At 73.9% G+C, this 22,751-nt stretch carries 18 protein-coding genes and 2 riboswitches; of the genes, 10 read left to right on the plus strand and 8 right to left on the minus strand.

The annotated features are described in order from the left end of the window. Window positions 1-371 precede the first annotated feature (371 nt). A complete protein-coding gene (locus tag ACIRPP_RS10410; RefSeq protein WP_403639821.1) occupies window positions 372-1,244 on the plus strand; it encodes a Scr1 family TA system antitoxin-like transcriptional regulator in 873 nt (290 codons plus the stop codon). Continuing rightward, window positions 1,241-1,441 carry a DUF397 domain-containing protein gene (locus ACIRPP_RS10415; protein WP_403639824.1) on the plus strand — a complete coding sequence of 67 codons (201 nt, stop codon included), beginning with the start codon at window positions 1,241-1,243 and terminating at the stop codon, window positions 1,439-1,441. Before ACIRPP_RS10410 ends, ACIRPP_RS10415 begins: the two co-directional genes overlap by 4 nt. Window positions 1,442-1,489: 48 nt before the next feature. Here the strand turns inward: ACIRPP_RS10415 and ACIRPP_RS10420 are convergent, their stop codons facing one another. The 6 genes from ACIRPP_RS10420 to ACIRPP_RS10445 all read right to left on the minus strand — a co-directional run bounded on the left by ACIRPP_RS10420 (window position 1,490) and on the right by ACIRPP_RS10445 (window position 8,967). Further along, window positions 1,490-1,732: a DUF5302 domain-containing protein gene (locus ACIRPP_RS10420; RefSeq protein ID WP_403639826.1), complete on the minus strand. Its 243-nt coding sequence runs from the start codon at window positions 1,730-1,732 to the stop codon at window positions 1,490-1,492. A 68-nt stretch (window positions 1,733-1,800) separates the two neighbouring features. Next, entirely contained in the window at window positions 1,801-3,156 is a 1,356-nt protein-coding gene (locus tag ACIRPP_RS10425; protein ID WP_403639828.1) for a DEAD/DEAH box helicase, read from the minus strand. Window positions 3,157-3,517: 361 nt separating this feature from the next. Next, on the minus strand, window positions 3,518-5,887 hold the full coding sequence (locus ACIRPP_RS10430; RefSeq protein ID WP_403639831.1) for a glycoside hydrolase family 3 N-terminal domain-containing protein: 2,370 nt from the start codon (window positions 5,885-5,887) through the stop codon (window positions 3,518-3,520). Further along, window positions 5,884-6,702, minus strand: a complete 819-nt coding sequence (locus tag ACIRPP_RS10435) for a carbohydrate ABC transporter permease (protein WP_164337210.1) — start codon at window positions 6,700-6,702, stop codon at window positions 5,884-5,886. Before ACIRPP_RS10435 ends, ACIRPP_RS10430 begins: the two co-directional genes overlap by 4 nt. Beyond that, window positions 6,699-7,655, minus strand: coding sequence for a carbohydrate ABC transporter permease (locus tag ACIRPP_RS10440; protein ID WP_403639834.1), 957 nt, complete (start codon window positions 7,653-7,655; stop codon window positions 6,699-6,701). The genes ACIRPP_RS10435 and ACIRPP_RS10440 overlap by 4 nt, the downstream gene beginning before the upstream one ends. Window positions 7,656-7,665: 10 nt before the next feature. Beyond that, the gene (locus ACIRPP_RS10445; RefSeq protein WP_403639837.1) at window positions 7,666-8,967 is read right to left on the minus strand and encodes an ABC transporter substrate-binding protein; all 1,302 of its coding nucleotides are present in this window, start codon (window positions 8,965-8,967) and stop codon (window positions 7,666-7,668) included. A 138-nt stretch (window positions 8,968-9,105) separates the two neighbouring features. Between ACIRPP_RS10445 and ACIRPP_RS10450 the strand changes: the two genes are divergently transcribed. The 5 genes from ACIRPP_RS10450 (at window position 9,106) to ACIRPP_RS10470 (ending at window position 14,402) form a co-directional block, all read left to right on the plus strand. After that, the gene (locus tag ACIRPP_RS10450; RefSeq protein ID WP_403639840.1) at window positions 9,106-10,128 is read left to right on the plus strand and encodes a LacI family DNA-binding transcriptional regulator; all 1,023 of its coding nucleotides are present in this window, start codon (window positions 9,106-9,108) and stop codon (window positions 10,126-10,128) included. Between the two features lie 124 nt (window positions 10,129-10,252). Further along, entirely contained in the window at window positions 10,253-11,071 is an 819-nt protein-coding gene (locus tag ACIRPP_RS10455; RefSeq protein WP_403639843.1) for a tetratricopeptide repeat protein, read from the plus strand. A gap of 105 nt (window positions 11,072-11,176) precedes the next feature. Then, window positions 11,177-11,330, plus strand: a riboswitch (cobalamin riboswitch). Window positions 11,331-11,443: 113 nt separating this feature from the next. Then, window positions 11,444-12,457, plus strand: a complete 1,014-nt coding sequence (locus tag ACIRPP_RS10460) for an ABC transporter substrate-binding protein (protein ID WP_403639846.1) — start codon at window positions 11,444-11,446, stop codon at window positions 12,455-12,457. After that, a complete protein-coding gene (locus tag ACIRPP_RS10465; protein WP_403639849.1) occupies window positions 12,454-13,548 on the plus strand; it encodes a FecCD family ABC transporter permease in 1,095 nt (364 codons plus the stop codon). The genes ACIRPP_RS10460 and ACIRPP_RS10465 overlap by 4 nt, the downstream gene beginning before the upstream one ends. After that, window positions 13,545-14,402, plus strand: a complete 858-nt coding sequence (locus ACIRPP_RS10470) for an ABC transporter ATP-binding protein (protein ID WP_403639852.1) — start codon at window positions 13,545-13,547, stop codon at window positions 14,400-14,402. Before ACIRPP_RS10465 ends, ACIRPP_RS10470 begins: the two co-directional genes overlap by 4 nt. 39 nt (window positions 14,403-14,441) lie before the next feature. On the opposite strand, the gene cobN is transcribed toward ACIRPP_RS10470, so the two are convergent. Next, complete coding sequence (gene cobN / locus ACIRPP_RS10475; protein ID WP_403639854.1) at window positions 14,442-18,077, minus strand: cobaltochelatase subunit CobN; 3,636 nt, start codon at window positions 18,075-18,077, stop codon at window positions 14,442-14,444. 51 nt (window positions 18,078-18,128) lie between these two features. Beyond that, window positions 18,129-18,204, minus strand: a riboswitch (cobalamin riboswitch). 101 nt (window positions 18,205-18,305) lie between these two features. On the opposite strand from cobN, the gene cobG reads away from it, so the two are divergent. Genes cobG through ACIRPP_RS10490 form a run of 3 tightly spaced genes read left to right on the plus strand, consistent with a single transcriptional unit; the run spans window position 18,306 to window position 21,765 of the window. After that, the gene (gene cobG / locus ACIRPP_RS10480; RefSeq protein WP_403639857.1) at window positions 18,306-19,613 is read left to right on the plus strand and encodes a precorrin-3B synthase; all 1,308 of its coding nucleotides are present in this window, start codon (window positions 18,306-18,308) and stop codon (window positions 19,611-19,613) included. Further along, complete coding sequence (locus ACIRPP_RS10485) at window positions 19,610-20,281, plus strand: precorrin-8X methylmutase (RefSeq protein ID WP_403639860.1); 672 nt, start codon at window positions 19,610-19,612, stop codon at window positions 20,279-20,281. Before cobG ends, ACIRPP_RS10485 begins: the two co-directional genes overlap by 4 nt. Next, on the plus strand, window positions 20,278-21,765 hold the full coding sequence (locus ACIRPP_RS10490; protein ID WP_403639863.1) for a precorrin-2 C(20)-methyltransferase: 1,488 nt from the start codon (window positions 20,278-20,280) through the stop codon (window positions 21,763-21,765). The genes ACIRPP_RS10485 and ACIRPP_RS10490 overlap by 4 nt, the downstream gene beginning before the upstream one ends. A gap of 181 nt (window positions 21,766-21,946) precedes the next feature. Here ACIRPP_RS10490 and ACIRPP_RS10495 read toward each other — a convergent pair whose 3' ends face one another. Next, window positions 21,947-22,741: a cobalt-precorrin-6A reductase gene (locus ACIRPP_RS10495; protein ID WP_403639866.1), complete on the minus strand. Its 795-nt coding sequence runs from the start codon at window positions 22,739-22,741 to the stop codon at window positions 21,947-21,949. Window positions 22,742-22,751 lie beyond the last annotated feature (10 nt).

Raw genomic sequence — 22,751 nt, forward strand, 5'->3', positions numbered from 1 at the left:
TGGTGGGCGCGGTGGGGGGGGGCGGGGGCGGTGATTTGGTCGCGGTGGGCCTGGGCCCGGCCCCGCGGCCCCCCCCCGCCCGGCGGGGGGGGGGGGGGCGCGGGGGGCGCCCCCCGCGCCGTGGTGGCGAACAAGGTGCGGAAGTGGGCGGCGCCCACCGTCGGTTCATCAGGTGCGGTGACGATTTCCTGTTTCACTTCACCGAGGGTGACCGAGTCGCCCTACCGTGGGGAGCCCTCGGGGCCGTACGCAGGGTGACTGTCCCGGTGCGGACGGTGTGCCGTACGGGTGTCCGGCCGTGCCCCGGCGGGATCCTCGCCGGTTCGTCCCCGGTACACGGAGCGATCAGGGTGTGTGGGTGGTGGTGCGGCATGACGGTGCAGCCGGGTACGGGCGGTTCCCCGGGCGGTGAGGCGGACGGTACGGACGAGGTCACGGACCTGTTCCGGGCATTGGGGCGGCAGATCAGGGTGGCCCGGGAGCGGGCCGGGCTGAGCCAGCGGGAGCTGGGCGACCGGGTCGGCTACGGCGAGGAGACGATCTCCTCGGTCGAGCGCGCACGGCGTACGCCCCAGCCCGAACTGCTCGTCGCCGTCGACCGGTTGCTCGACTGCGGCGGCCTGCTCGCGTCGGCCGCGGAGGACGTGGAACGGGCGAAGTCCCGTCGCCGGGTGCGGCATCCGGAGTGGTTCCGGGATTATGCGCGGCTGGAGGCGGAGGCGGTCGAGCTCCGCTACTTCGCCAACCAGGCGGTGCCCGGCCTGTTCCAGACTCAGGAGTACGCACGAGCCGTGTTCACCAGCAGGCAGCCCTTGTTCGACGAGGAGACCGTCGAGGAGCGTGTGGCCGCGAGGATGGCACGCCAGGAACTGATGAGCCGGTGGCCCCCGCCGACCGTGAGCGCCGTGGTCCAGGAGAGCGTTCTGCGCCAACCGTTCGGCGGCCCGGCAGTTCAGCGGGGCCAGTTGGAACAGCTGTTGCGCGTCGGCCGGTTGCGCCACGTGGAGATCCAGGTGATGCCGACCGCGAGCGAGGACCATGCGGGAATGGGCGGCCCGTTCACCCTGCTCACGCCGAAGGGCAGGCCGCAGGTCGCCTATCTGGAAGTCCAGCATGTCAGCCGCCTCGTCTCTGACCCGGAAGAGGTGCGCGTCCTGGCGGCGAAGCATGGCAGCATCCGAGGGCAGGCACTCACCCCACGCGAGTCCTTGCGCCTGCTCGAGAAGATGCTGGGAGACTCATGAACACCGAACGGTCCATGCACCTCACCTGGTTCACGAGCAGTTACAGCGGCGACGAAGGAGGCGAATGCGTCGAGGTCGCCGCCGACCTCGCCCTCATACTCGTACGGGACTCCAAGGAGCGCCGGGGTCCGTGCCTCGCCTTCGCGCGGAGCGCCTGGGCCGGGTTCGTGGCGGGGCTGGAGCGGGACCGGAGCTGACCCGCGGGGAGGCCCGGGTACGCACCCGGGCCTCCGTGGCCGGTCGGCTCAGCCGCCGCTCTTGCGCCGGAACGACCGCTGGTTCGCGGCCGGTCCGTGCGCCCCACGAATCTTCGAGGTGTCCGGGCCGGCGCCGGACTCGGCCGTCTTCGCCTGCGCACCGCGCTTGCGCTCCAGGGCCTCACGGAACTTGCGCTTGAGGTCGTAGGTGCCGTCGCTGTCCGGCTCCAGCGGGGGCGTCCCGGGGGCGGCCGGCTCCGAACCTTCGGTGGGGACGGGCTCTGTGGTCATGGTGCCTCCTGGGTTCGGGGGTGGTGCCGGCACAGCCTGCCGTGCCGGTGTTCGCGGGGCAGGGCCCTTCAGCCGTTGCGCCGCACGTGGGCCGCCTTCCGGGCCTCGGCCAGCTTGCGGGCCTCGCCCGCCTTGCGGGACGGCCTGCCGCCGCCGCGCGAGGTGTCCTTGCTGGTGCCGAGCCCACGGAAGGGACGGTTGGTGTTCTTGGGTCGGGGGGCGGCGGGCCCGCCGTCGAGCGGGGACCCGGAGGGGGTCCTGGCGCCGGTGATGCGGCTCAGTTCCGCCTCGCCGGAGCGCACCTTGGTGACGCCCACCTCGATGCCGGCCTCGGCGATGACGCGGGCCGCTTCACGGCGTCCGCCCGCCGGCACCAGCGTGACGACGGTGCCGGACTCGCCGGCGCGGGCGGTGCGGCCCGCGCGGTGCACGTAGTCCTTGGGGTCGGTGGGCGGGTCGACGTTGACGACGAGGTCGAGGTCGTCGATGTGCAGTCCGCGGGCGGCGACGTTCGTCGCCACCAGGGTGGTGAGGTGGCCGTCCTTGAACTGCGCGAGGGTGCGGGTGCGTTGGGGCTGGGACTTGCCGCTGTGCAGGGCCCCGGCGGGCACCCCGGAGGCGCGCAGGTGGCGGGTGAGCTGGTCGACGGCGTGCTTGGTGTCGAGGAACAGCAGGACGCGGCCGTCACGGGCGGCGATCTCCGTGCAGACGGCGTAGCGGTCGGGGCCGTGGACGACGAGGAGGTGGTGCCGCATCGTCGTGACGGTGCCCTCGGCGGGGTCGACCGAGTGGACGACGGGATCGCGGAGGTGGCGCCGGACCAACTGGTCGACGTCGCCGTCCAGGGTGGCCGAGAACAGCATCCGCTGGCCGTCGGGGTGGACCCGGTCGAGCGCGTCGACGGCCTGGGGCAGGAAGCCCAGGTCGCACATCTGGTCGGCCTCGTCCAGCACGGTGATCCGCACCCGCCCCAGCCGGCAGGCGTTCCGCTCGACCAGGTCGTGCAGGCGTCCGGGGGTGGCGACGACGACCTCGGCTCCCTGCCGGAGCGCGGTGATCTGCCGGCCGATGGACATGCCGCCGACGACCGTGGCCATGCGCAGCCGCAGCGCCTCGGCGTACGGCTGAAGCGCCTGGGTGACCTGCTGGGCCAGCTCCCGGGTGGGCACCAGGATCAGGGCGAGCGGCTGCTTCGGTTCGGCGCGCCGCCCGGCCGTGCGGGTCAGCAGGGGGAGGCCGAAGGCGAGCGTCTTGCCGGAGCCGGTGCGTCCGCGCCCCAGGACGTCGCGTCCTCGCAGGGCGTCGGGCAGCGTGGCGGCCTGGATCGGGAAGGGTGCGCGCACGCCCTGCTCGTCCAGGGTGCGCAGCACCGCGCCGGGCAGTCCCAGGGCGGCGAAGGTGCCGGAGTCGTCGGGGTGCTTCATGAAGGGGGCCTTCCGCAGGGGGGCGTACCGAGGAAGGCCCGGCGGACGACACGGCCCCCGCACCGGCGGATGCGTACGGGCGGTATCGTCCCACCGCGACGACCACGCAAACGCGTCACAGTAGCACGCGCTGGAGATTGCGCTCGCTCGGTTCTCATGCTTGCGAGGAACCAAGTGATCACCGGCTCGGCGGAGGGCGACGTCTGCGTCGAACCGGGCTCGCAGTTCGTCGTGCGCCGCGACTGACGGGCGCCGCCGGGCCGTCGGCCCGGCACGGCACGGCCTTCGGCCCGGGGGGCACGTCCTCCCCGGGCCGAAGGCGTCCTGTCGGCCTCCCCTTGTCCCGGGGAGGCCCGGCGGGTCACCCCTCGTGGGTGAACTCCGCGTGGAACCGGCGGGTGTGGTCCACCTCGCGCTCCGGGCCGGTCAGAGTGACCGTCGCCGTCAGGCGTGCGTCGGTGCTCGACGCGGCCAGGCGCAGGTGCAGGACACCCGGTTCGACGATCCGGCGGCCGTCGCGTCCCGTGAAGGAGGCCACGTCGGCCGGCACCGTGACGTGCACGCGACGTGACTGCCCCGGCTCCAGCGGCACCCGCGTGTAGCCGACCAGGCGCTGGACCGGCTGGACCACGGAGGCGACCGGGTCGTGCAGGTAGAGCTGGACGACCTCGGTGCCGGGACGTCCGCCGGTGTTGCGGACCGTCAGGCCGAGGGTGAACTCGCCGTCCGTGGGCGCCTGTGAGGCGTCCACCGTGAGGTCGGTCCAGTCGAAGGACGTGTACGTCAGGCCGTGCCCGAAGCCGAAGGCGGGGGTCGGGTCGATGTTGGAGACGTCGCTGGCCTGGGCGAGCCGCGCCCCCAGATAGGTGGACGGCTGGGCGCCGGTGCCGCGCGGCACGCTGACCGGGAGCCGGCCGGAGGGCTCGACCCGGCCGGCGAGCACCCCGGCGATGGCGTGGGTGCCCTCGACGCCGGGGAAGAAGGACTGCACGACCGCCGCCGACTCGGTGGCGGCGCGGCCCAGGGCATACGGCCGTCCGGCGAGCAGGACGGTGACCACCGGGCGGCCGGAGTCGAGGAGCGCGTCGAGCAGCTGCTGCTGCGCCCCGGGCAGGGCGAGGGATTCGGCGTCGCAGCCCTCCCCGCTGGTGCCGCGGCCGAACAGGCCGGCCCGGTCACCGAGGACGGCGATGACGACGTCGGCGTCCCGGGCCGCCTCCACCGCGGCGTCGATGCCGGTGAGGTCCCCGTCGTCGACGCCGGTGCCGCGGGCGATGGTGAAGTCGGCTCCGGGGAACTCGCCGGCGAGGGTGTCGGCCAGGGTCGGCAGGTCGATGCCGACGGGCACGTCCGGGTGCTGCACGCCCACGTGCAGGGGGAAGGAGTAGCAGCCCAGTACGGCGGTCGGCTCGGCGGCGCTCGGGCCGATCAGGGCGATGCGGCGGGGCCGGGCGAGCGGCAGGGTGCCGTCGTTGGTGAGCAGGACGACGGCCTTCTCGGCGACCTCGCGGGCCAGTTCGCGGTTCTCGGGGCGGTCCAGGTCGACCTTGCCGCGCAGGGCGTCCGGGTCGTCGGCGTCGGTGCCGTCGAGGGCCGCCGGCACCGGGCTCCAGTCGGGGTCGAGCAGGCCGAGTTCCGCCTTCTGCGTCAGGACGCGGCGCAGGGCGCGGTCGACGAGGGCCTCCGGGACGCGGCCGTCGGCGACCGCCTCGGCGAGCGGCGCGCCGAAGGTCTTGACGGTGGGCAGCTCCACGTCGACGCCCGCGGTGAGCGCGGCCCGGGCGGCGTCGGCCCAGTCGGCGGCGACGCCGTGCAGGGTCTTGAGGAAGGCGATGCCGAAGTAGTCGGCGACGACGGTACCGTCGAAGCCCCAGGTGTCCCGCAGCAGCCCGGTCAGCAGGGTCTCGTCGGCGGCGACGGGCACGCCGTCGATGTCGTTGTAGGCGTGCATGACGGAGCGGGCGCCGCCCTCGCGGACCGCCATCTCGAACGGCGGCAGCAGGATGTCGGCGCGTTCCCGCGCACCCATGGGGGCGGGGGCGAGGTTGCGGCCGGCGCGGGAGGCGGAGTAGCCGACGAAGTGCTTGAGGGTGGCGACGATGCCGGCGGACTCCAGGCCCTGCACGTAGGCGGTGCCGATGGTGCCGACGAGGTACGGGTCCTCGCCGATCGTCTCCTCGACGCGGCCCCAGCGGGCGTCGCGCACCACGTCGAGGACGGGTGCGAGGCCCTGGTGGACGCCGACGGACCGCATGTCGCGGCCGATGGCGGCGGCCATCCGGCGCACCACGCCGGGGTCGAAGGTGGCACCCCAGGACAGCGGCACGGGGTAGGCGGTGGCGCCCCAGGCGGCGAATCCGGCGAGGCACTCCTCGTGGGCGAGGGCGGGGATGCCGAAACGGTTCGCCGAGGCGATGCGGGCCTGGGTGCGCTGCAGGGAGAGCGCACCGAGCGCCGGGTCGACGGGCACGGTGCCGAAGGGGCGGGTCAGCTGGCCCAGTCCGGCGGGCAGGAGGGTGTCGAGGTCGACGGCCTCCTCCATGTCGTGCTGGTGCGGGGCCACTTCGCCGCCCTGGTCGGAGGCGCCGACCCACACGCCGTACAGCTGGGCGGTCTTCTCTTCCGGGGTCATGGCGCCGATCAGCGCGTCGACCCGGTCGGAGACCGGCTGGGAGGGGTCGTTCCAGAGGGGGATTTCGGGGGTGGTCTCTACGGCCACGGTGGCGGTCACTTTCCTCCGACGCCCATCAGTCCCTGGACCAGGGCGCGACGGGCGAACAGGTAGACGAGAAGGATGGGAACCATGGAGATCACGACGGCTCCCAGCAGACCGGGGATGTCGATGCCGTGCTCGGTCTGGAAGTTGTACAGACCCAGGGTGATCACCTTGCTGGAGTCGGACTGGGTCAGGACGAGCGGGAACAGGAAGCCGTTCCACGCTTGGAGGGCGGAGAACACCACGATCGTGGACAGGCCTCCCCGGGACAGCGGCAGCACGAGCTGGAAGAACATGCGCCGCGGGGAGGCGCCGTCCATGGCCATCGCCTCGTACAGCTCCGGGGAGATGTCGCGCATCGCGCCGCTGAGGATCAGCGCCGACATGGGCAGGCAGAAGGCGGCCGTGGGCAGGATGACGCCGAGCAGGTTGTCGTACAGCCCGGCTTCGCTGATCAGGTAGAACATCGGCACGATGACGGCCTGGGCCGGGATGGCCAGTCCGAGCAGGAACAGCCGGAAGACGGCCGTCGTGGTCCGGCCGCGGCTGCGCACGATCGCGTAGGCGAGCGGCGGGACCAGCAGCAGCACGATGCCGATCACCGCTCCGGTGACCACCAGCGTGTTGACGAAGTACTGGCCGAACCCGGCGTCGAAGGCCCCGGTGTAGTTGTCCAGGGTGAAGCTGTCCGGGAGCGAGACCGGGCCGTTCTCCGCGTAGTCCTGGCGGGTGCGCACCGTCGCCGCGAACAGCACGTACAGCGGGAGGCCGATGATGAAGAGCCAGATCAGCGAGCCGGCGCCGGCCAGGTAGTTCGGACGGCGCCTCATGACACACCCTCCATGGTGCTGCGCATCTTGTCGTAGCCGGAGACCCGGACGACGATCAGCGAGATGACGGTGGCCGCGACGACCAGGGCCAGGGCGATCGCGGAGCCCGCGCCGAAGTCGAAGCTCTTGAACGCCTTGTCGTACATGTAGTACGCGCTGATGGTGGTGTCGGTGCCGGGGCCGCCCTGGGTCAGGATGAGCACCGTCTCGAAGGTGGTCAGACCGCCGACGATCATCAGGATCATCGAGGTGATCATCGAGTTGCGCAGCTGCGGCAGGGTGATGTGGAAGAACTGCCGGTAGCGGCCCGCCCCGTCGATCTCCGCCGCCTGGTAGAGCACCTGCGGGACGGCCCGGGCGGCACCCTGGTAGATCAGCGTGTGGAACGGCGTGAACTGCCAGGTGCTGACGAACGCCAGCACCCCGATGGCGGTGGCCTGTTCACCGAACAGGTTGCCGTCGCCGAACAGCCAGGCCGCCTCGGCCGGAATGCCGAAGTTGGGGTCGAGCAGCGCCCGCCACAGCACGGAGACGGCCGTGGCCGACAGCAGCAGCGGGACGAAGTAGATGACCGACAGCACCGCGCGGTTGCGCTGGTGGCCCGCCGCCCAGACACCGAGCACGATGCTCAGCGGCGTCTGGAGTGCCACACCGAGCGCGGTCAGGAGAAGGGTCAGCCAGATGCTCTGGAACATCACCGGGTCGTCCATCAGACGCGACCAGTTGTCCAGCCCGACGAACTCGGGCGAGCCGAGACCGTCCCAGCTCATGAAGGACAGCACCGCCACCATGACCAGGGGGGTGATCGCGAAGAGGGCGAAGAACACGGCGGCGGGCAGCGCCCAGCCCAAGCCGGGGCGGCCCACGTGTGCCGCGGAGGTTGCGGCCGGCCGCCGCCGGGACCCCTTGCGGGGCCCGGCGGCGGGCGGAACGCTCAGTGTCTTTGTCGTCATGAGCCGTTCGTCACTCGGTGGGGAGGGCCTGCATGGCCTTGATGAAGCCGTCCGCGTCGAGCTGTCCGTTGAAGAACTGCTGGATGGCCTTGTGCATGTCCGAGCTGGCCTTCTGCGGGTACGCCTGGTCCCAGGAGAGCTGGAACGACGGGGCGTCACTGACCAGGTCGTACTGGAAGCGCGTGTACTCGGCGTTCTCCGAGTCCTCGATGAACTGGGCGGTGTTGGTGGTGGTCGGCAGGTTGCCGATCTCCAGCTGCGCCTTGACGAAGTCGTCGGAGTACATGAGCTTCAGGAACTCGGCGACGGCCTCGGGGTGCTTGGTCTTCTTCATCACCGAGTAGTAGTTGTTGGTGTTGCCGGCGATGTTGGCCGTGTCACCCTTGCCGCCCTCGATGGACGGGAAGGTGCTGTAGCCGAGGCCCTTCTCCGCGAAGTCCGGGTGGTCGGTGAGCTGCTGGGAGTAGTACCAGGAGCCCATCAGCTCGAAGCCGGCCTTGCCCGAGGCCAGCAGCTGGACCGAGCCGCCGTTGGTGTACTTGACGGAGTCGTAGTTCTTGCCGAAGGCGCCCGCGTCGACGAGCTCCCTGATCATGCTCAGGGCCTTCTTCGCGTCGGGGCTCTCCCAGGCGCTCTCGTCGCCGTCGAGGGCCTTCTGGAGCAGCTCGGGGCCGGCGATGCGGTCGAAGAGGTACTGGAACCACATCTGCGTCGTCCAGATGTCGCCGGCGCCGAGCGCGATCGGCGTGACGCCCTCGGCCTTCAGCTTCTCGACGGCTTCGAGCAGGTCGTCCCAGGTCTTCGGCGGCTTGACGCCCGCCTTCTTCAGCACGTCCTTGTTGTGGAAGAGCAGGACCGGCTGGGTGCCGCGCATCGGGATGCCGTACGACTTGCCGTCGACGACGCCGTTCTGGAAGACGGACGGCAGGAACTTGTTCTCCAGGTCAGGGTTCTTCTTGATGAAGTCGTCCAGCGGCAGCAGCAGGTCCGCCTTCACGAACGGCCGGATGCTGCCGCCGCCCCAGTTGAAGAAGACGTCGGGGGCCTGCGGGGTGCTCAGGATGGTCTGCAGCTTCTTCTGGTAGTCCGCGCCGGGGATGGTGTCGAGGACCACCTTGACGTCGGACGTCTTGTTGAACTCGTCGACGAACCGCTTCTCGACCTTGTTCGTGGCGTCCCCGTAGACCAGGACATGGATCTTGTCGCCGTCCGCCGAGGCACCGCTGTCCCCACCGCAGGCCGTCAGCCCCAGCGCGAGGGCGAGCGTCGCTCCGCAGGCGACCAGTCTGGGCAAGCGCGCGCGTGTCTTCATCGTTCGCCTTTCGAAAGTTTCGGCGTCTTCGCCGAAAGTCCATGCGCTGGGACAGTAGGTCAGGCCTGGTGAACGGTCAACGGTCATGCACCCGTTCACCCAAACCGTTATCGAGCACGTGTGGCCTATATTGCGGTCATGCACGAAGACGACGAGGTGAGCGGCAGAGTGACGCTGGCGGCGGTCGCGAAAGAGGCCGGCGTGTCGATGCCGACAGTTTCGAAGGTCCTCAACGGCCGATCGGACGTGTCCCCGACCACCCGGGACCGGGTCGAACGCCTGCTCCAGGACCGCGGCTACCGTCGGCGCGCACAGTCCGCGCCCCGCTCCCCGCTCGTCGAGCTCGTCTTCCACGAGCTGGAGAGCATCTGGGCGATGGAGCTGATCAGAGGGGTGGAGGGCGTCGCCCGCCGGAACGGGGCGACGGTGGTGCTCACCGAGAGCGGCACCCGGCACGCCCCCGCACCGGAGTGGCTCGACGGCGTGCTGCGCCGCAGACCCCTGGGCGTCGTCCTGGTCTTCTCGCTCCTGCCGGAGGACGTCAAGCGCCGGCTCAGGGCCGCGGGCATCCCGTTCGTCGTCATCGACCCGGCGGGCGACCCCGACCCCGACGTGCCCTCGGTCGGCTCCGCGAACTGGGCCGGCGGACTCGCCGCCACCCGCCACCTCACCGAGCTGGGGCACGAACGCATCGCCATCGTCACCGGCCCCGAGGACATGCTCTGCTCCCTCGCCCGCCTCGACGGCTACCGCTCGGCCATGGCCATGGCGGGCCTGGAACCCGACCCCCGCCTGACCCGCTTCGGCGACTTCCACGTGCAGGGCGGCTTCGAGCACGCGATGTCCCTGCTGGAGGGCCCCGACCGGCCGACGGCCGTCTTCGCCGGCAGCGACCTCCAGGCCCTCGGCGTCCTGGAGGCCGCCCGCGTCAAGGGCCTGCGCGTCCCCGAGGACCTGTCGGTGGTCGGCTACGACGACGTCCCCCTGGCCCAGTGGTCCAGCCCGCCCCTCACCACCGTCCACCAGCCCCTGAAGCACATGGCCGAGGAGGCCACCCGCATGCTGCTCCAGCCGGGCGACCCCGGCAAGGCCGCCCAGCGCATAGAGCTGGCCACCCACCTGGTGGTCCGGCAGAGCACGGGCCGCCCGGCGGGGGCGTGAGGGGGGCGGCGGGGGCGTGAGGGGAGCAGCGGCAAACCTGGAACTCGGTTCCTGCCCGGGAGGTGAGCAGGCGGGCTCCGGGCGCGCCGGAACTGCCGCTGCGCGCACCGTATGCTCGCTCGTCATGAAATGGTTCCGCGCACGACGCCGCAGTGACGCCGAGACGATGGCGGGTACGCCCGTGGGCGAGGCCAAGGCCCTGTACGAGGCCGGGCGTTACGCCGAGGCGGAGGCCGGGGCGCGTGCCGTGGCCCGGGCGCGCGACGACGAGTACGCGGCCGTGGCGCTGAACATCGCCGCCCTGGCGGCGGGCTCCCAGGGGAAGCACGCCGAGGCGCTCGCCACCTACGACGAAGCGCTGCCCGCCTTCGGCCGGTTCTTCGGAGCGGATCACTGGCTGACCCTGAAGCTGCGCTCGGACCGCGCCCAGCAGATGACCTCGCTCGGCCGGCACGCCGAGTGCGAGGCGGAATGCGCGGCGGTCGTCGAAGCCGCGGGCCGGAAATCGGGCCCGGAGACGCCCCGCCTGATGGCGGCCGCCCGCAACGGGCTGGCCTTCGCCCTCAACGCGCAGGGGCGGCACCAGGAGGCCGAGACCGTCGCCCGCGAGGCCCTGGCCGCCCATCCGGAACGTGACCGGCAGGCCCTGGTCCTGCGGCTCGGCCTGGCGCGCAGCCTCAACGGCCAGGGCCGCCACGACGACGCCCTCACCGAGGCGCGGACCGCCGACAAGCTGTACCGCGGCCTGCCCGGACACCAGCGCCTCCCGGACACCGGCGCCGTCGACCTGGCCTTCGCCAACGCCCTGTCGGGGCTGGGGCGCGCCCCCGAGGCCCGTCAGCGGGCCGCAGCCGCGCACGATGCCTGCCTGGCCTCCTTCGGCCCGGACCACCGCCGCACGGTCGAGGCCCGGACGCTGCTGGAGAAGATCGACGGCACCTGAGGCACCGGCGCGGGGCCGGCACGAGCGCGGGCCGGGGGCCCGCTTCCTCGGGCCGCTCACCCGTCGTCGCCGGGAGCGGGAGCCTCCGCGGAGCCAGTAGGATCGACGGGTCATCGCCGCGACGGGAGACAGGAAGCCGGTGCGAATCCGGCACGGTCCCGCCACTGTGACCGGGGAGTGCACCCCTGTTCGATGCCACTGCGCGCCGCGTGGGAAGGCGAGGGGGAACAGCGATCCGGGAGTCAGGACACTGGCCTGTCGCGGGCCCGTCCCGAGGAGCGCGGACTCCAGGAGGCTCACGTGTCCCCCTTGTTCACCCCTGCCCGCACGCGGTTCACCCAGGCCCGCACGCGCCGGTCGCCCCGTCCGTCCGTGGCGTCGCGGTCCCTTCGCCCGCCCCGTCTCCGGACGGTCGCCGTCGCCCTGTCGGCGGTGCTGCTGACCGCCGGCTGCGGTGCGTCCGGCGGCGGGACCGCCGGTGCGGCCAAGGCAAGTGCCCCGGTGCCGAAGGGCTTTCCCGTCACCGTCGACAACTGCGGTGTGCGGACGACGTACGAGCGGCCCCCGTCCCGGGTCGTCACCATCCACCAGCATCCGGCGGAACTGCTGCTGGCGCTCGGTCTGAAGGACCGCATGGTCGGCACCGCCTTCCCCGACTCCGAGGTCCTGCCGGAGCTGAAGGCGGACTTCGAAGCCGTCCCCGAACTGGCCGAGCGGGAACCGTCGTTCGAGAAGGTGCTCGATGTGGAGCCCGACCTCGTCTACGGCGGGTACGGCAGCGCCTTCGACGAGAAGCAGGGGCGTTCCCGGGAGGCGTTCGCGGACGCCGGGGTCGACACCCACCTCAACCGCGAGTACTGCGGGAAGAAGCGGGTGACGATGCGGGACACCTACGACGAGATCCGCACCGTCGGCCGCGTCTTCGGGGTGTCCGAGCGGGCGGATGAACTGGTCGCCGATCTGCGGGGCCGGGTCGGGAAGGCGGTGAAGGCGGTCGAGGGCGAGCGGCGGGTGCCCGTGTTCGTGTACGACAGCGGCGACAAGGCGCCGTTCACCGCGGGCGGCAAGAGCCTGGGCACGGAGCTGATCCGGCTGGCGGGCGGGGAGAACGTGTTCGCCGACCTCGACGACGTCTTCGGTGACGTGTCCTGGGAGCAGGTCGTCGAGCGCCGCCCCGAGGTGATCGCCGTGTACGACTACGCCGGGGCCGGGAGCGTCGAGGAGAAGAAGAAGTTCCTGCTCGCGCAGCCCGCCCTGAAGGACGTGCCGGCGATCCGCAACAAACGGTTCGTCGTGCTGCCGTTGACGGCCACCCTGGTCGGGGTGCGGTCCGCCCACGCGGTGGGCGACCTGGCGCGCGGGCTGCACCCCGAGAGCTTCCGGTGAGCCGCACCGGCACTGACGCGGTCGTGTCCGGGAGGGCCACCGCGCCGGGCCGCGTGCGCCTGGCCGCGGTCCTGCTGGTCCTCGCCGCCCTGCTCGTGGCGTCCGCCACGGCGGGGCTGGCGATCGGGTCGGTGCGGGTGCCGCCCGGCCAGGTGTGGGGCATCGTCACCCACGCGTGGGGCGTGGAGTGGGCCGAGCCCGGTTGGTCGCGGGCGCGCGAGACGATCGTGCTGGACGTCCGGGCGCCCCGGGTGCTGCTCGGCGCGGTGACCGGTGCCGGGCTGGCCGTCGTCGGAGCCGCCCTGCAGGCCCTGCTGCGCAATCCGCTCGCCGAGCCCTACCTGCTGGGAGTGTCCTCCGGGGCGTCGCTGGGGGCGGTCGCTGTGATCGTGTTCGGGGTGAGCGTGTTCGGGGCGGTGTCGTTGTCGGTCGCCGCGTTCGCGGGGGCGATCGGCGCGCTGGTCGTCGTCTACGCCACGGCCCGCACCGGCGGCCGGATCACCTCGGCCCGGCTGGTGCTGTCCGGGGTGGCGGTCGCCGCGGTGCTGACCGCGCTGCTGAACCTGCTGCTGCTGACCACCGACCGGGGCAACGAGGCCCGCGCGGTCCTCGCCTGGACCCTCGGCGGGCTCGGCGGCGTCGGCTGGGACACCTTGTGGCTGCCCGTGCTGTCCCTGGCCGTGGGCGTCGGTGTCCTGCTGGCGCAGGCCCGCAACCTCAACCTGCTGCTGGCCGGCGAGGAGGCGGCGACGACGATGGGGCTGGACGTGGCACGGTTCCGGGCCCGCCTGTTCGTGCTGGTCTCCCTCGTCACCGGGGTGCTGGTGGCGGCGGCCGGGCCGATCGGCTTCGTCGGCCTGATGATGCCCCACATCGTGCGGCTGCTGGTGGGCTCCGACCACCGCCGGGTGCTGCCGACGGCCGCGCTCGGCGGGGCGGTGTTCCTGATCTGGGCGGACATCGGCGCCCGTGTCGTCGCGGCACCCATGGAGATCCCCGTCGGGGTGCTCACCGCGCTGTGCGGGGGGCCGTTCTTCCTGTGGCTGATGCGCCGGGACGCCCGGCGCGGCACGGAAGGGGGACGGGCATGACGGACCCGACGGCCACCGGCACCGACGCCCCGGGCGGCGACGGCGCGGGTGCCGCCGCCCTCGCCGTGGAGGACGTCACACTGTCCGCGGGCGCACGGCGCCTGGTGCGGGGCGTGTCCCTGACCGCCCGCCCGGGCGAGACCATCGGGCTGGTCGGGCCCAACGGCAGCGGCAAGTCGACCCTGTTGCGGGCCGTCTACCGGGTGCTGCGGCCGGACTCCGGCCGGGTCCGGGTCGACGGCGCCGACGCCTGGTCGCTGCCGGTGCGGCGGCTGGCCCGGACCGTCGCGGCGGTGGTGCAGGACGCGGGCGCGGACTTCGACCTGAGGGTCCGGGAGGTCGTCGCCATGGGCCGCACCCCGCACAAACGGCTCCTCGACGGCGACACCGCCGAGGACGCGGCGCTGATCGGCGAGGCCCTGACGGCGGTCGGGGCCCGTCACCTCGCGGACCGCCCGTTCGACCGGCTGTCCGGCGGTGAACGCCAGCGGGTGCTCATCGCCCGCGCCCTCGCCCAGCGGCCCGCGCTGCTGGTCCTCGACGAACCCACCAACCACCTCGACATCCGGCACCAGTTGGACATCCTGGGTGCTCTGCGGCGGCTGCCCGCGACGGTGCTGCTCGCGCTGCACGACCTGAATCTGGCCGCCTACTACTGCGACCGTCTCCACGTGCTGTACGACGGCGAGGTCGTGGCCTCCGGGACGCCCGCGGAGGTGCTCACCCCCGGGCTGCTGGCCGAGGTGTACGGGGTCGCGGCGGACGTCGGTGTCCATCCGGGGACGGGGGCGCCGCACGTGACCTTCCTGCCGGGCCGCGCGCCTTCCGGGGCGAACGCCCCGGAGCGTGCCTGACCGCAGGAGACGGGACGGGGGCGGACCGGGGGACGGCGTTCAGTCGTCGCCCTCCAGTTCGCCCTCCGTCTCCAGGAACACCTGCCGCAGCTGCTGGAGCACCGCAGGGTCCGGCTTCTCCCACATGCCGCGCGACTCGGCCTCCAGCAGCCGTTCGGCGATGCCGTGCAGGGCCCACGGGTTGGCCTGCTGGAGGAACTCCCGGTTGGCGGGGTCCAGGACATAGGTCTCGGTGAGCTTGTCGTACATCCAGTCGGCGAGGACGCCGGTCGTGGCGTCGTAGCCGAAGAGGTAGTCCACGGTGGCGGCCAGTTCGAAGGCGCCCTTGTAGCCGTGGCGGCGCATCGCCTCGATCCACTTGGGGTTGACGACCCGGGCGCGGAAGACGCGGGAGGTCTCCTCGACGAGGGTGCGGGTGCGGACCGTCTCGGGGCGGGTGGAGTCGCCGATGTACGCCTCGGGGGCGGTGCCGCGCAGGGCGCGGACGGTGGCGACCATGCCGCCGTGGTACTGGAAGTAGTCGTCGGAGTCGGCGATGTCGTGTTCGCGGGTGTCGGTGTTCTTGGCGGCGACGGCGATCCGGCGGTACGCCGTCTCCATCTCGTCCCGGGCGGGGCGGCCGTCGAGTTCGCGGCCGTAGGCGTAGCCGCCCCACACGGTGTAGACCTCGGCGAGGTCGGCGTCGGTGCGCCAGTCGCGGGAGTCGATGAGCTGGAGCAGTCCGGCGCCGTAGGTACCGGGGCGGGAGCCGAAGATGCGGGTGGTGGCGCGGCGCTCGTCACCGTGAGCGGCGAGGTCCTGCTGCACGTGCGCGCGGACGTGGTTGACGTGGGCGGGTTCGTCCAGACCGGCCGCGAGGCGGACCGCGTCGTCGAGGAGGCCGACGGTGTGCGGGAAGGCGTCGCGGAAGAAGCCGGAGATGCGCAGGGTGACGTCGATGCGGGGGCGGCCCAGCTCCTCGTGGGGAATGGCTTCGAGGCCGGTGACGCGGCGGGACGCCTCGTCCCAGACGGGGCGGACGCCGAGCAGGGCGAGGGCCTCGGCGACGTCGTCACCGGCGGTGCGCATGGCGCTGGTGCCCCACAGGGACAGGCCGACGGAGGTGGGCCAGTCGCCGTGGTCAGCGCGGTAGCGCTGAAGGAGGCTGTCGGCGAGGGCCTGGCCGGTCTCCCAGGCGAGCCGGGAGGGGACGGCCTTGGGGTCGACGGAGTAGAAGTTGCGGCCGGTCGGCAGCACGTTGACCAGGCCGCGCAGCGGGGAGCCGGAGGGGCCCGCCGGGACGAAGCCGCCGTTCAGGGCGTGCACCGCGTGGTCGAGTTCGGCGGTGGTGGCGGCCAGCCGGGGCACGACCTCGCGGGCGGCGAACTCCAGGATCGCGGCGACCTGTTCACCACGGTCGGCGGGGACGGCCGCGGGGTCCCAGCCGGCGTCGTCCATCGCCTGGACCAGGGCGCGGGCCTCCTCCTCCGCGGCGTCGGCGGTGGTGCGGGTGGCGGCGGACTCGTCGAGGCCGAGGGCTTCGCGCAGGCCGGGCAGGGCGGTGGTGCCGCCCCAGATCTGGCGGGCGCGCAGCACGGCCAGCACGAGGTTGACGCGGTCGGCGCCGTCCGGCGGGGTGCCGAGGACGTGCAGACCGTCGCGGATCTGGGCGTCCTTGACCTCGCACAGCCAGCCGTCGACGTGCAGCAGGAAGTCGTCGAAGCCGTCGTCGTCGGGGCGGTCGTCGAGGCCGAGGTCGTGGTCGAGGCGGGCGGCCTGGATGAGGGTCCAGATCTGGGCGCGGATCGCGGGCAGCTTGGCCGGGTCCATGGCCGCGATCTGGGCGTGTTCGTCGAGGAGTTGTTCCAGCCGGGCGATGTCGCCGTAGGAGTCGGCGCGGGCCATCGGCGGGACGAGGTGGTCGACGAGCGTGGCGTGGACGCGGCGCTTGGCCTGGGTGCCCTCGCCGGGGTCGTTGACGAGGAACGGGTAGATCAGGGGGAGGTCGCCGAGGGCGGCGTCGGGGCCGCAGGCGGCGGACAGGCCGGCGTTCTTGCCGGGCAGCCACTCCAGGTTGCCGTGCTTGCCGAGGTGGATCATCGCGTCGGCGCCGAAGCCGCCGTCGTCGGCGGGGGCGGCGATCCAGCGGTAGGCGGCGAGGTAGTGGTGGGAGGGCGGCAGGTCGGGGTCGTGGTAGATGGCGATGGGGTTCTCGCCGAAGCCGCGCGGGGGCTGGATGAGGATCAGCAGGTTGCCGAAGCGCAGGGCGGCCAGGACGATGTCGCCCTCCGGGTTCCGGCTGCGGTCGACGAACATCTCGCCCGGAGGCGGGCCCCAGTGCCGTTCGACGGCGGTGCGCAGTTCCTCGGGCAGGGTGGCGTACCAGCGGCGGTAGTCGGCGGCCGGGATGCGCACCGGGTTGCGGGCGAGCTGGTCCTCGGTGAGCCATTCCTGGTCGTGGCCGCCGGCCTCGATCAGCGCGCGGATGAGTTCGTCACCGTCGCCGGAGGCCAGGCCGGGCACGTCGGCGCCGTCGCCGAAGTCGTAGCCCTCCTCGCGCAGTCGGCGCAGCAGGGCGACCGCGCTGGCGGGGGTGTCCAGGCCGACGGCGTTGCCGATGCGGGAGTGCTTGGTCGGGTAGGCGGACAGGACCAGGGCGAGGCGTTTGCGGGCGGCGGGCACGTGCCGCAGGCGGGCGTGGCGCACGGCGATGCCGGCGACGCGGGCGGCGCGTTCGGGGTCGGCGACGTAGGCGGGCAGGCCGTCGGCGTCGATCTCCTTGAAGGAGAACGGCACGGTGATCAGGCGGCCGTCGAACTCGGGCACGGCGATCTGGCTGGCCGCGTCCAGCGGGGAGACGCCCTCGTCGTTGTCCTCCCAGGCGGTGCGGGAGCCGGTCAGGCACAGCGCCTGGAGGATGGGCACGTCCAGGGCGGCCAGGGCGCCCGCGTCCCAGGACTCGTCGTCGCCGCCCGCGGACGCCTCGGCGGGCCGGGTGCCGCCGGCGGCGAGGACGGTGGTGACGATCGCGTCGGCGGCCCCGAGCGCGTCGATCAGCTCGGGTTCGGGGGCGCGCAGGGAGGCCACGTACAGCGGCAGGGCGCGTCCGCCCGCGTCCTCGACGGCCGAGCACAGCGCCTCGACGAAGGCGGTGTTGCCGCTCATGTGGTGGGCGCGGTAGTAGAGCACGGCCACGACTGGTCCGTTCCCGCCGCGGGAGGTGCGCTCCAGGGGGCCCCAGGTGGGGGCGGGCGCGGGCGGGTCGAAGCCGTGGCCGGTGAGCAGCACCGTGTCGGACAGGAACCGGGCCAGCTGTTCCAGGTTGGCGGGGCCGCCGTGGGCGAGGTAGGCGTGGGCCTCGGCGGCGATGCCGACGGGGACGGTGGAGGCGGCCATCAGCTGGGCGTCCGGGGCCTGTTCGCCGGTGAGGACGACGACGGGGCGGCCGTCGGCGAGCAGCAGGTCGAGGCCCTCCTGCCAGGCGCGCAGGCCGCCGAGGAGGCGGACGACGACGAGGGCGGCCCCGTCGAGCAGGGCGGGCAGGTCGTCGAGCGGGAGCCGGGCGGGGTTGGCGAACCGGTAGGGCACGGGGCCGTCGGCCGCGCGGGCGCTGAGCAGGTCGGTGTCGGAGGTCGACAGCAGCAGGACGTGGGGCTGCCCGGCGTGCTGGGGGTGGTCCCCGGACGAAAACGGCATGCGTCGTCTGGCCTTCCTCGGGGTCCGCGCCCCGGGCGGTGTAGACGGCGGGAGTTCCTGGCTCACCCGGCCTCAGTGGCCGGATTCACAGTGGCGGGACCGCGCCGGATTCGCACCGGGCTTCCTCCCCTGTCGCCGTCGTGGCGGTGGCGGATCGGGTGATCCGCCGAGCAGCATAGTAGGCGCCCGTCGAGGGCGGCAGGGCGTGCACCCGGTGTGATGGTGGGTATGCTCGCCGCCATGTCCACGGCACCCCGCCCCTCGTCGTCCCAGGCCACAGCGGTCTTCCGGGACGGCGGCGACGCCTGCCCGGGTGCGTTGAAACTGCACGCGGCGGACGACGGGGCGCTCGCCCGGGTCCGGATTCCGGGCGGTGTGCTCACCGTGCGGCAGGCCGCGTCGCTCGGTGACGCGTCCCGGCGGCTGGGCGACGGCGAACTGCATCTGACCTCGCGGGGCAACGTCCAGCTGCGGGGCCTGCGCCCCGCGTGCGGGGCGGAGCTCGCCGGACTGCTGCAGCCGGCCGGCCTGTTGCCGTCACCGGCGCACGAACGGGTGCGGAACGTCGTCGCGTCCCCGCTGTCCGGCCTGGACGGGCACGGCGTGCGGGACGTCCGGCCGTGGCTGACGGACCTGGACGCGTCGCTCTGCGCGAGCACGGCGGCGGTGGCCCTGTCGGGGCGCTTCCTGTTCGCGCTGGACGACGGGCGCGGGGACGTCGCCGCGCTCGGCGCCGACGTGACCGTGCGGGCGACGGCCGACGGCGGCGCGCTGCTCACCCTGGGCGGGGCGCGGGAGGCGCTGCGGGTGTCCGGCGAGGACGCGCCGCGGGCCGCCCTGCTGGCGGCGGAGGTCTTCCTGGAGGTGTCCCGGGCTACCGGCTCGGGGGCCTGGCGGGTGGACGAACTGCCCGTCCCGGCGGCGGAGTTGACGGCCGCGGTGGAACGCGCGCTGACGCGGGCGGGCGTGAGCCGGTCCCCGGCGGCGCGGGACACCACCGAGGCGGCGGGACCGGCCCCCGGCCCCGTCGGCGATGCCCTGTGCGCGCACGCGCCGTTCGGCCGGTTCACCGCCGGCCAGTGGCGCGAGGTGACACGGTCCGCCGCCGCGTTCCCGCCCGGCGAGCTGCGGCTGACACCGTGGCGCGGCGTCGTCGTCCCCGCCCCGGGCGCAACGCCGGACCGGGCGGCGAGCGTGCTCGCCCGGCTCGCCGCGGCCGGGCTGGTCACCGACGCCGGCTCGCCCTGGCCGCGGGTCGGCGCCTGTACCGGCCGCCCCGGCTGCGCCAAGTCCCGTGCCGACGTGCGGGCGGACGCGGCCCGGGCGCTCACCGCGGCCGGGCGGACCCCGCTGCCGGTGTACTGGTCGGGCTGCGAACGGCGCTGCGGGCACCCCCGCGGCGACCACGTCGACGTGGTGGCCGCGCCCGGGGGCGGCTACCGCGTCACCACCGCCGTGCGGGGCCGGGACCCACGCGGCACCCTGCTGGACGACCCCTCGGGCCTCGCCGACGCCCTGGCGAAGACCCTTCCATGAGCCGTACGACGACCGAGAGCAGCGAGAACGACACCGTGACCACGTACGCCTACGAGAAGGACGGCGCGGCGATCTACCGCGAGTCCTTCGCCACCATTCGCGCGGAGGCCGACCTCGCGGCCCTGCCCGCCGACGTCAGCCAGGTCGCGGTCCGGATGATCCACGCCTGCGGCATGGTCGACCTGGTCCGCGACCTCTCCTTCAGCCCCCACGTGGTGGCCCGCGCCCGCGAGGCGCTGCGCGCCGGGGCGCCCGTCCTGTGCGACGTGCAGATGGTCGCCAGCGGCGTCACGCGCAAGCGGCTGCCGGCCGGCAACGAGGTGCTGTGCACCCTGTCCGACCCGGCCGTGCCGGAGCTCGCGGCCCGGCTGGGCACCACGCGCAGCGCCGCCGCCCTGGAGCTGTGGCGGGACCGGCTGGAGGGCTCGGTGGTGGCCGTCGGCAACGCGCCGACCGCGCTGTTCCGGCTGCTGGAGATGATCGACGAGGGCGCGCCGAGACCGGCCGCGGTGATCGGTGTGCCGGTCGGTTTCGTCGGCGCGGCCGAGTCCAAGGACGCCCTGGCCGCCCACCCGTCGGGCCTGGAGCACCTGGTCGTGCGGGGCCGGCGCGGCGGCAGCGCCATCGCGGCGGCCGCGCTCAACGCGATCGCGAGCGAGGAAGAGTGAGCGGCAAGCTGTACGGGGTCGGGCTGGGGCCCGGCGACCCGTCCCTGATGACCGTGCGGGCCGTCGAGGTCATCGCCGAGGCCGATGTCGTCGCCTACCACAGTGCCCGGCACGGCCGGTCCATCGCCCGCTCGATCGCGGCCCGGCACCTGCGCGCCGACCACATCGAGGAGCGCCTGGTCTACCCGGTGACCACCGAGACCACCGACCACCCGGGCGGCTACCAGGGCGCCATGGACGACTTCTACGCCGAGGCGTCGGCCCGGCTCGCCGCCCACCTGGACGCGGGCCGCACGGTCGCCGTCCTCGCGGAGGGCGACCCGCTCTTCTACGGCTCCTACATGCACATGCACAAGCGGCTCGCGGACCGCTACGACACCGAGGTGATCCCCGGTGTCACCTCGGTGTCCGCCGCCGCGGCCCGCCTCGGCGCACCGCTCGCCGAGGGCGAGGAGGTGCTCACCGTCCTGCCGGGCACGCTGCCCGAGGAGGAGCTGACCGCGCGGCTGGCCGCGACCGACGTGGCCGTGGTGATGAAGCTGGGCCGGACCTTCCCCAAGGTGCGGCGGGCCCTGGAGGCTTCGGGGCGGCTCGCGGAGGCCCGGTACGTGGAGCGGGCCACCATGGACGGGGAGCGTCTCGCCCCGCTCGCCGACGTCGTCGCCGAGTCCGTCCCGTACTTCTCGGTGGCCGTGCTGCCCAGCCGGGCCGGCGCGGAGCGCCCCGCGCGCGAGGCGGGCGAGGTGGTCGTGGTGGGGACCGGCCCGGCCAGCCCGTCCTGGCTGACGCCCGAGACGCGCGGCGCCCTGGCCGCCGCCGACGACCTGGTCGGCTACACCACCTACCTCGACCGGGTGCCGGTCCGCCCGGGCCAGCGGCGGCACGGCTCGGACAATCGCGTGGAGGCCGAACGCGCCGAGTTCGCCCTGCAACTCGCCCAGCGGGGACGGCGGGTGGCGGTCGTGTCCGGGGGCGACCCGGGGGTCTTCGCGATGGCGACGGCGGTCCTGGAGGCGGCCTCCGCTCCGGAGTACGCGGAGGTTCCGGTGCGGGTGCTCCCCGGGGTCACCGCCGCCAACGCGGCCGCCGCCCGCGCCGGCGCCCCGCTCGGCCACGACTACGCCGCGATCTCGCTGTCCGACCGGCTCAAGCCGTGGGAGGTCATCGCGGCCCGGCTGGGCGCGGCGGCGTCGGCGGACCTGGTGCTGGCGCTCTACAACCCCGGCTCACGGAGCCGCACCTGGCAGGTGGGCAAGGCGCGGGAGCTGCTGCTGGAGCACCGGGCGCCGGACACGCCGGTCGTGGTGGCCCGCGACGTGGGCGGGCCCGGCGAACGGGTCAGGATCGTGCGGCTGGCGGACCTGGACCCGGCCACGGTCGACATGCGGACGATCCTGCTGGTCGGCTCCTCGCAGACCCGGGTCGTGCGGCGCGGGGACGGCGAGGACGTCGTCTGGACCCCCCGCAGTTACCCGGAGGCGTGACGCCCGGGGCGGCCCGCCCGCCGGGGAGACGGCGACACCGGGCGCGGCGGACGGGACGGACGGGACGGGCGGGGAGGACCGGGCCCGCACGGACGACCGCGCGGGTCGGCGCCACGGCACCGCCGCACACGCCGTCCCCGACCCGCCCGGCGGTGATCGGGCCGCCTTGGGCGGAGGCCGGTCAGCCCCCTCCCCGCACCGCCGGGGCGCCGCCCGGCGCCGCCCGGTGCCGGGTGTACGCCTCCCGGACGGCCCGGAGGGCCTCCTCCGGGCCGGGCACCACCGGCACCCCGGCGGGGGCGGCGGGTCTGCGGACCACCACCACCGGCAGGCCCGCCTCCCGGGCGGCCGTCAGCTTCGGGGCGGTGGCCGCTCCCCCGCTGTCCTTGGTGACGACCACGTCGATCCGGTGCCGCCGCAGTACCTCCCGCTCCCCGTCCAGGGTGAACGGGCCGCGGTCCAGCAGCGTCTCCATGCGCGCCGGGTGCGGGGCGGCGGGCGGGTCCACGGAACGGACGAGGAACCACAGGTCGTCCAGGTCCGCGAAGGCGGCCAGGCCCATGCGGCCGGTGGTCAGGAACACCCGCCGGCCCAGCCGGGGCAGCAGCCGGGCCGCGTCCCGCAGGGAGGCCGCCTCGTGCCAGGTGTCGCCCTCGGCGGGTGTCCAGCCGGGCCGCCGCAGGGCCAGGAGAGGAACATGGGCGGTGGCGGCGGCCCGCGCCGCGTTGAAGCTGATGGTGCCGGCGAAAGGGTGGGTGGCGTCGATGAGCAGGTCCACCGCGTGCTCCCGCAGCCAGGCGGCGAGCCCGTCGGCGCCGCCGAAGCCGCCGATGCGCACCTCGCCGGGCGGCAGCCGGGGTGCCGCCACCCGTCCGGCCAGGGAGGTCGTCACCCGTAGGCCGGGCGTGGGGGCGTCCGCCAGCAGTTCGGCGAGCCGGCGGGCCTCGGTGGTGCCGCCCAGGATCAGCAGGTGCACGGCAGGTTCG

Origin of the sequence: Streptomyces sp. NPDC101219 (assembly GCF_044767675.1) — a bacterium.
Classification (GTDB): Bacteria; Actinomycetota; Actinomycetes; order Streptomycetales; family Streptomycetaceae; genus Streptomyces.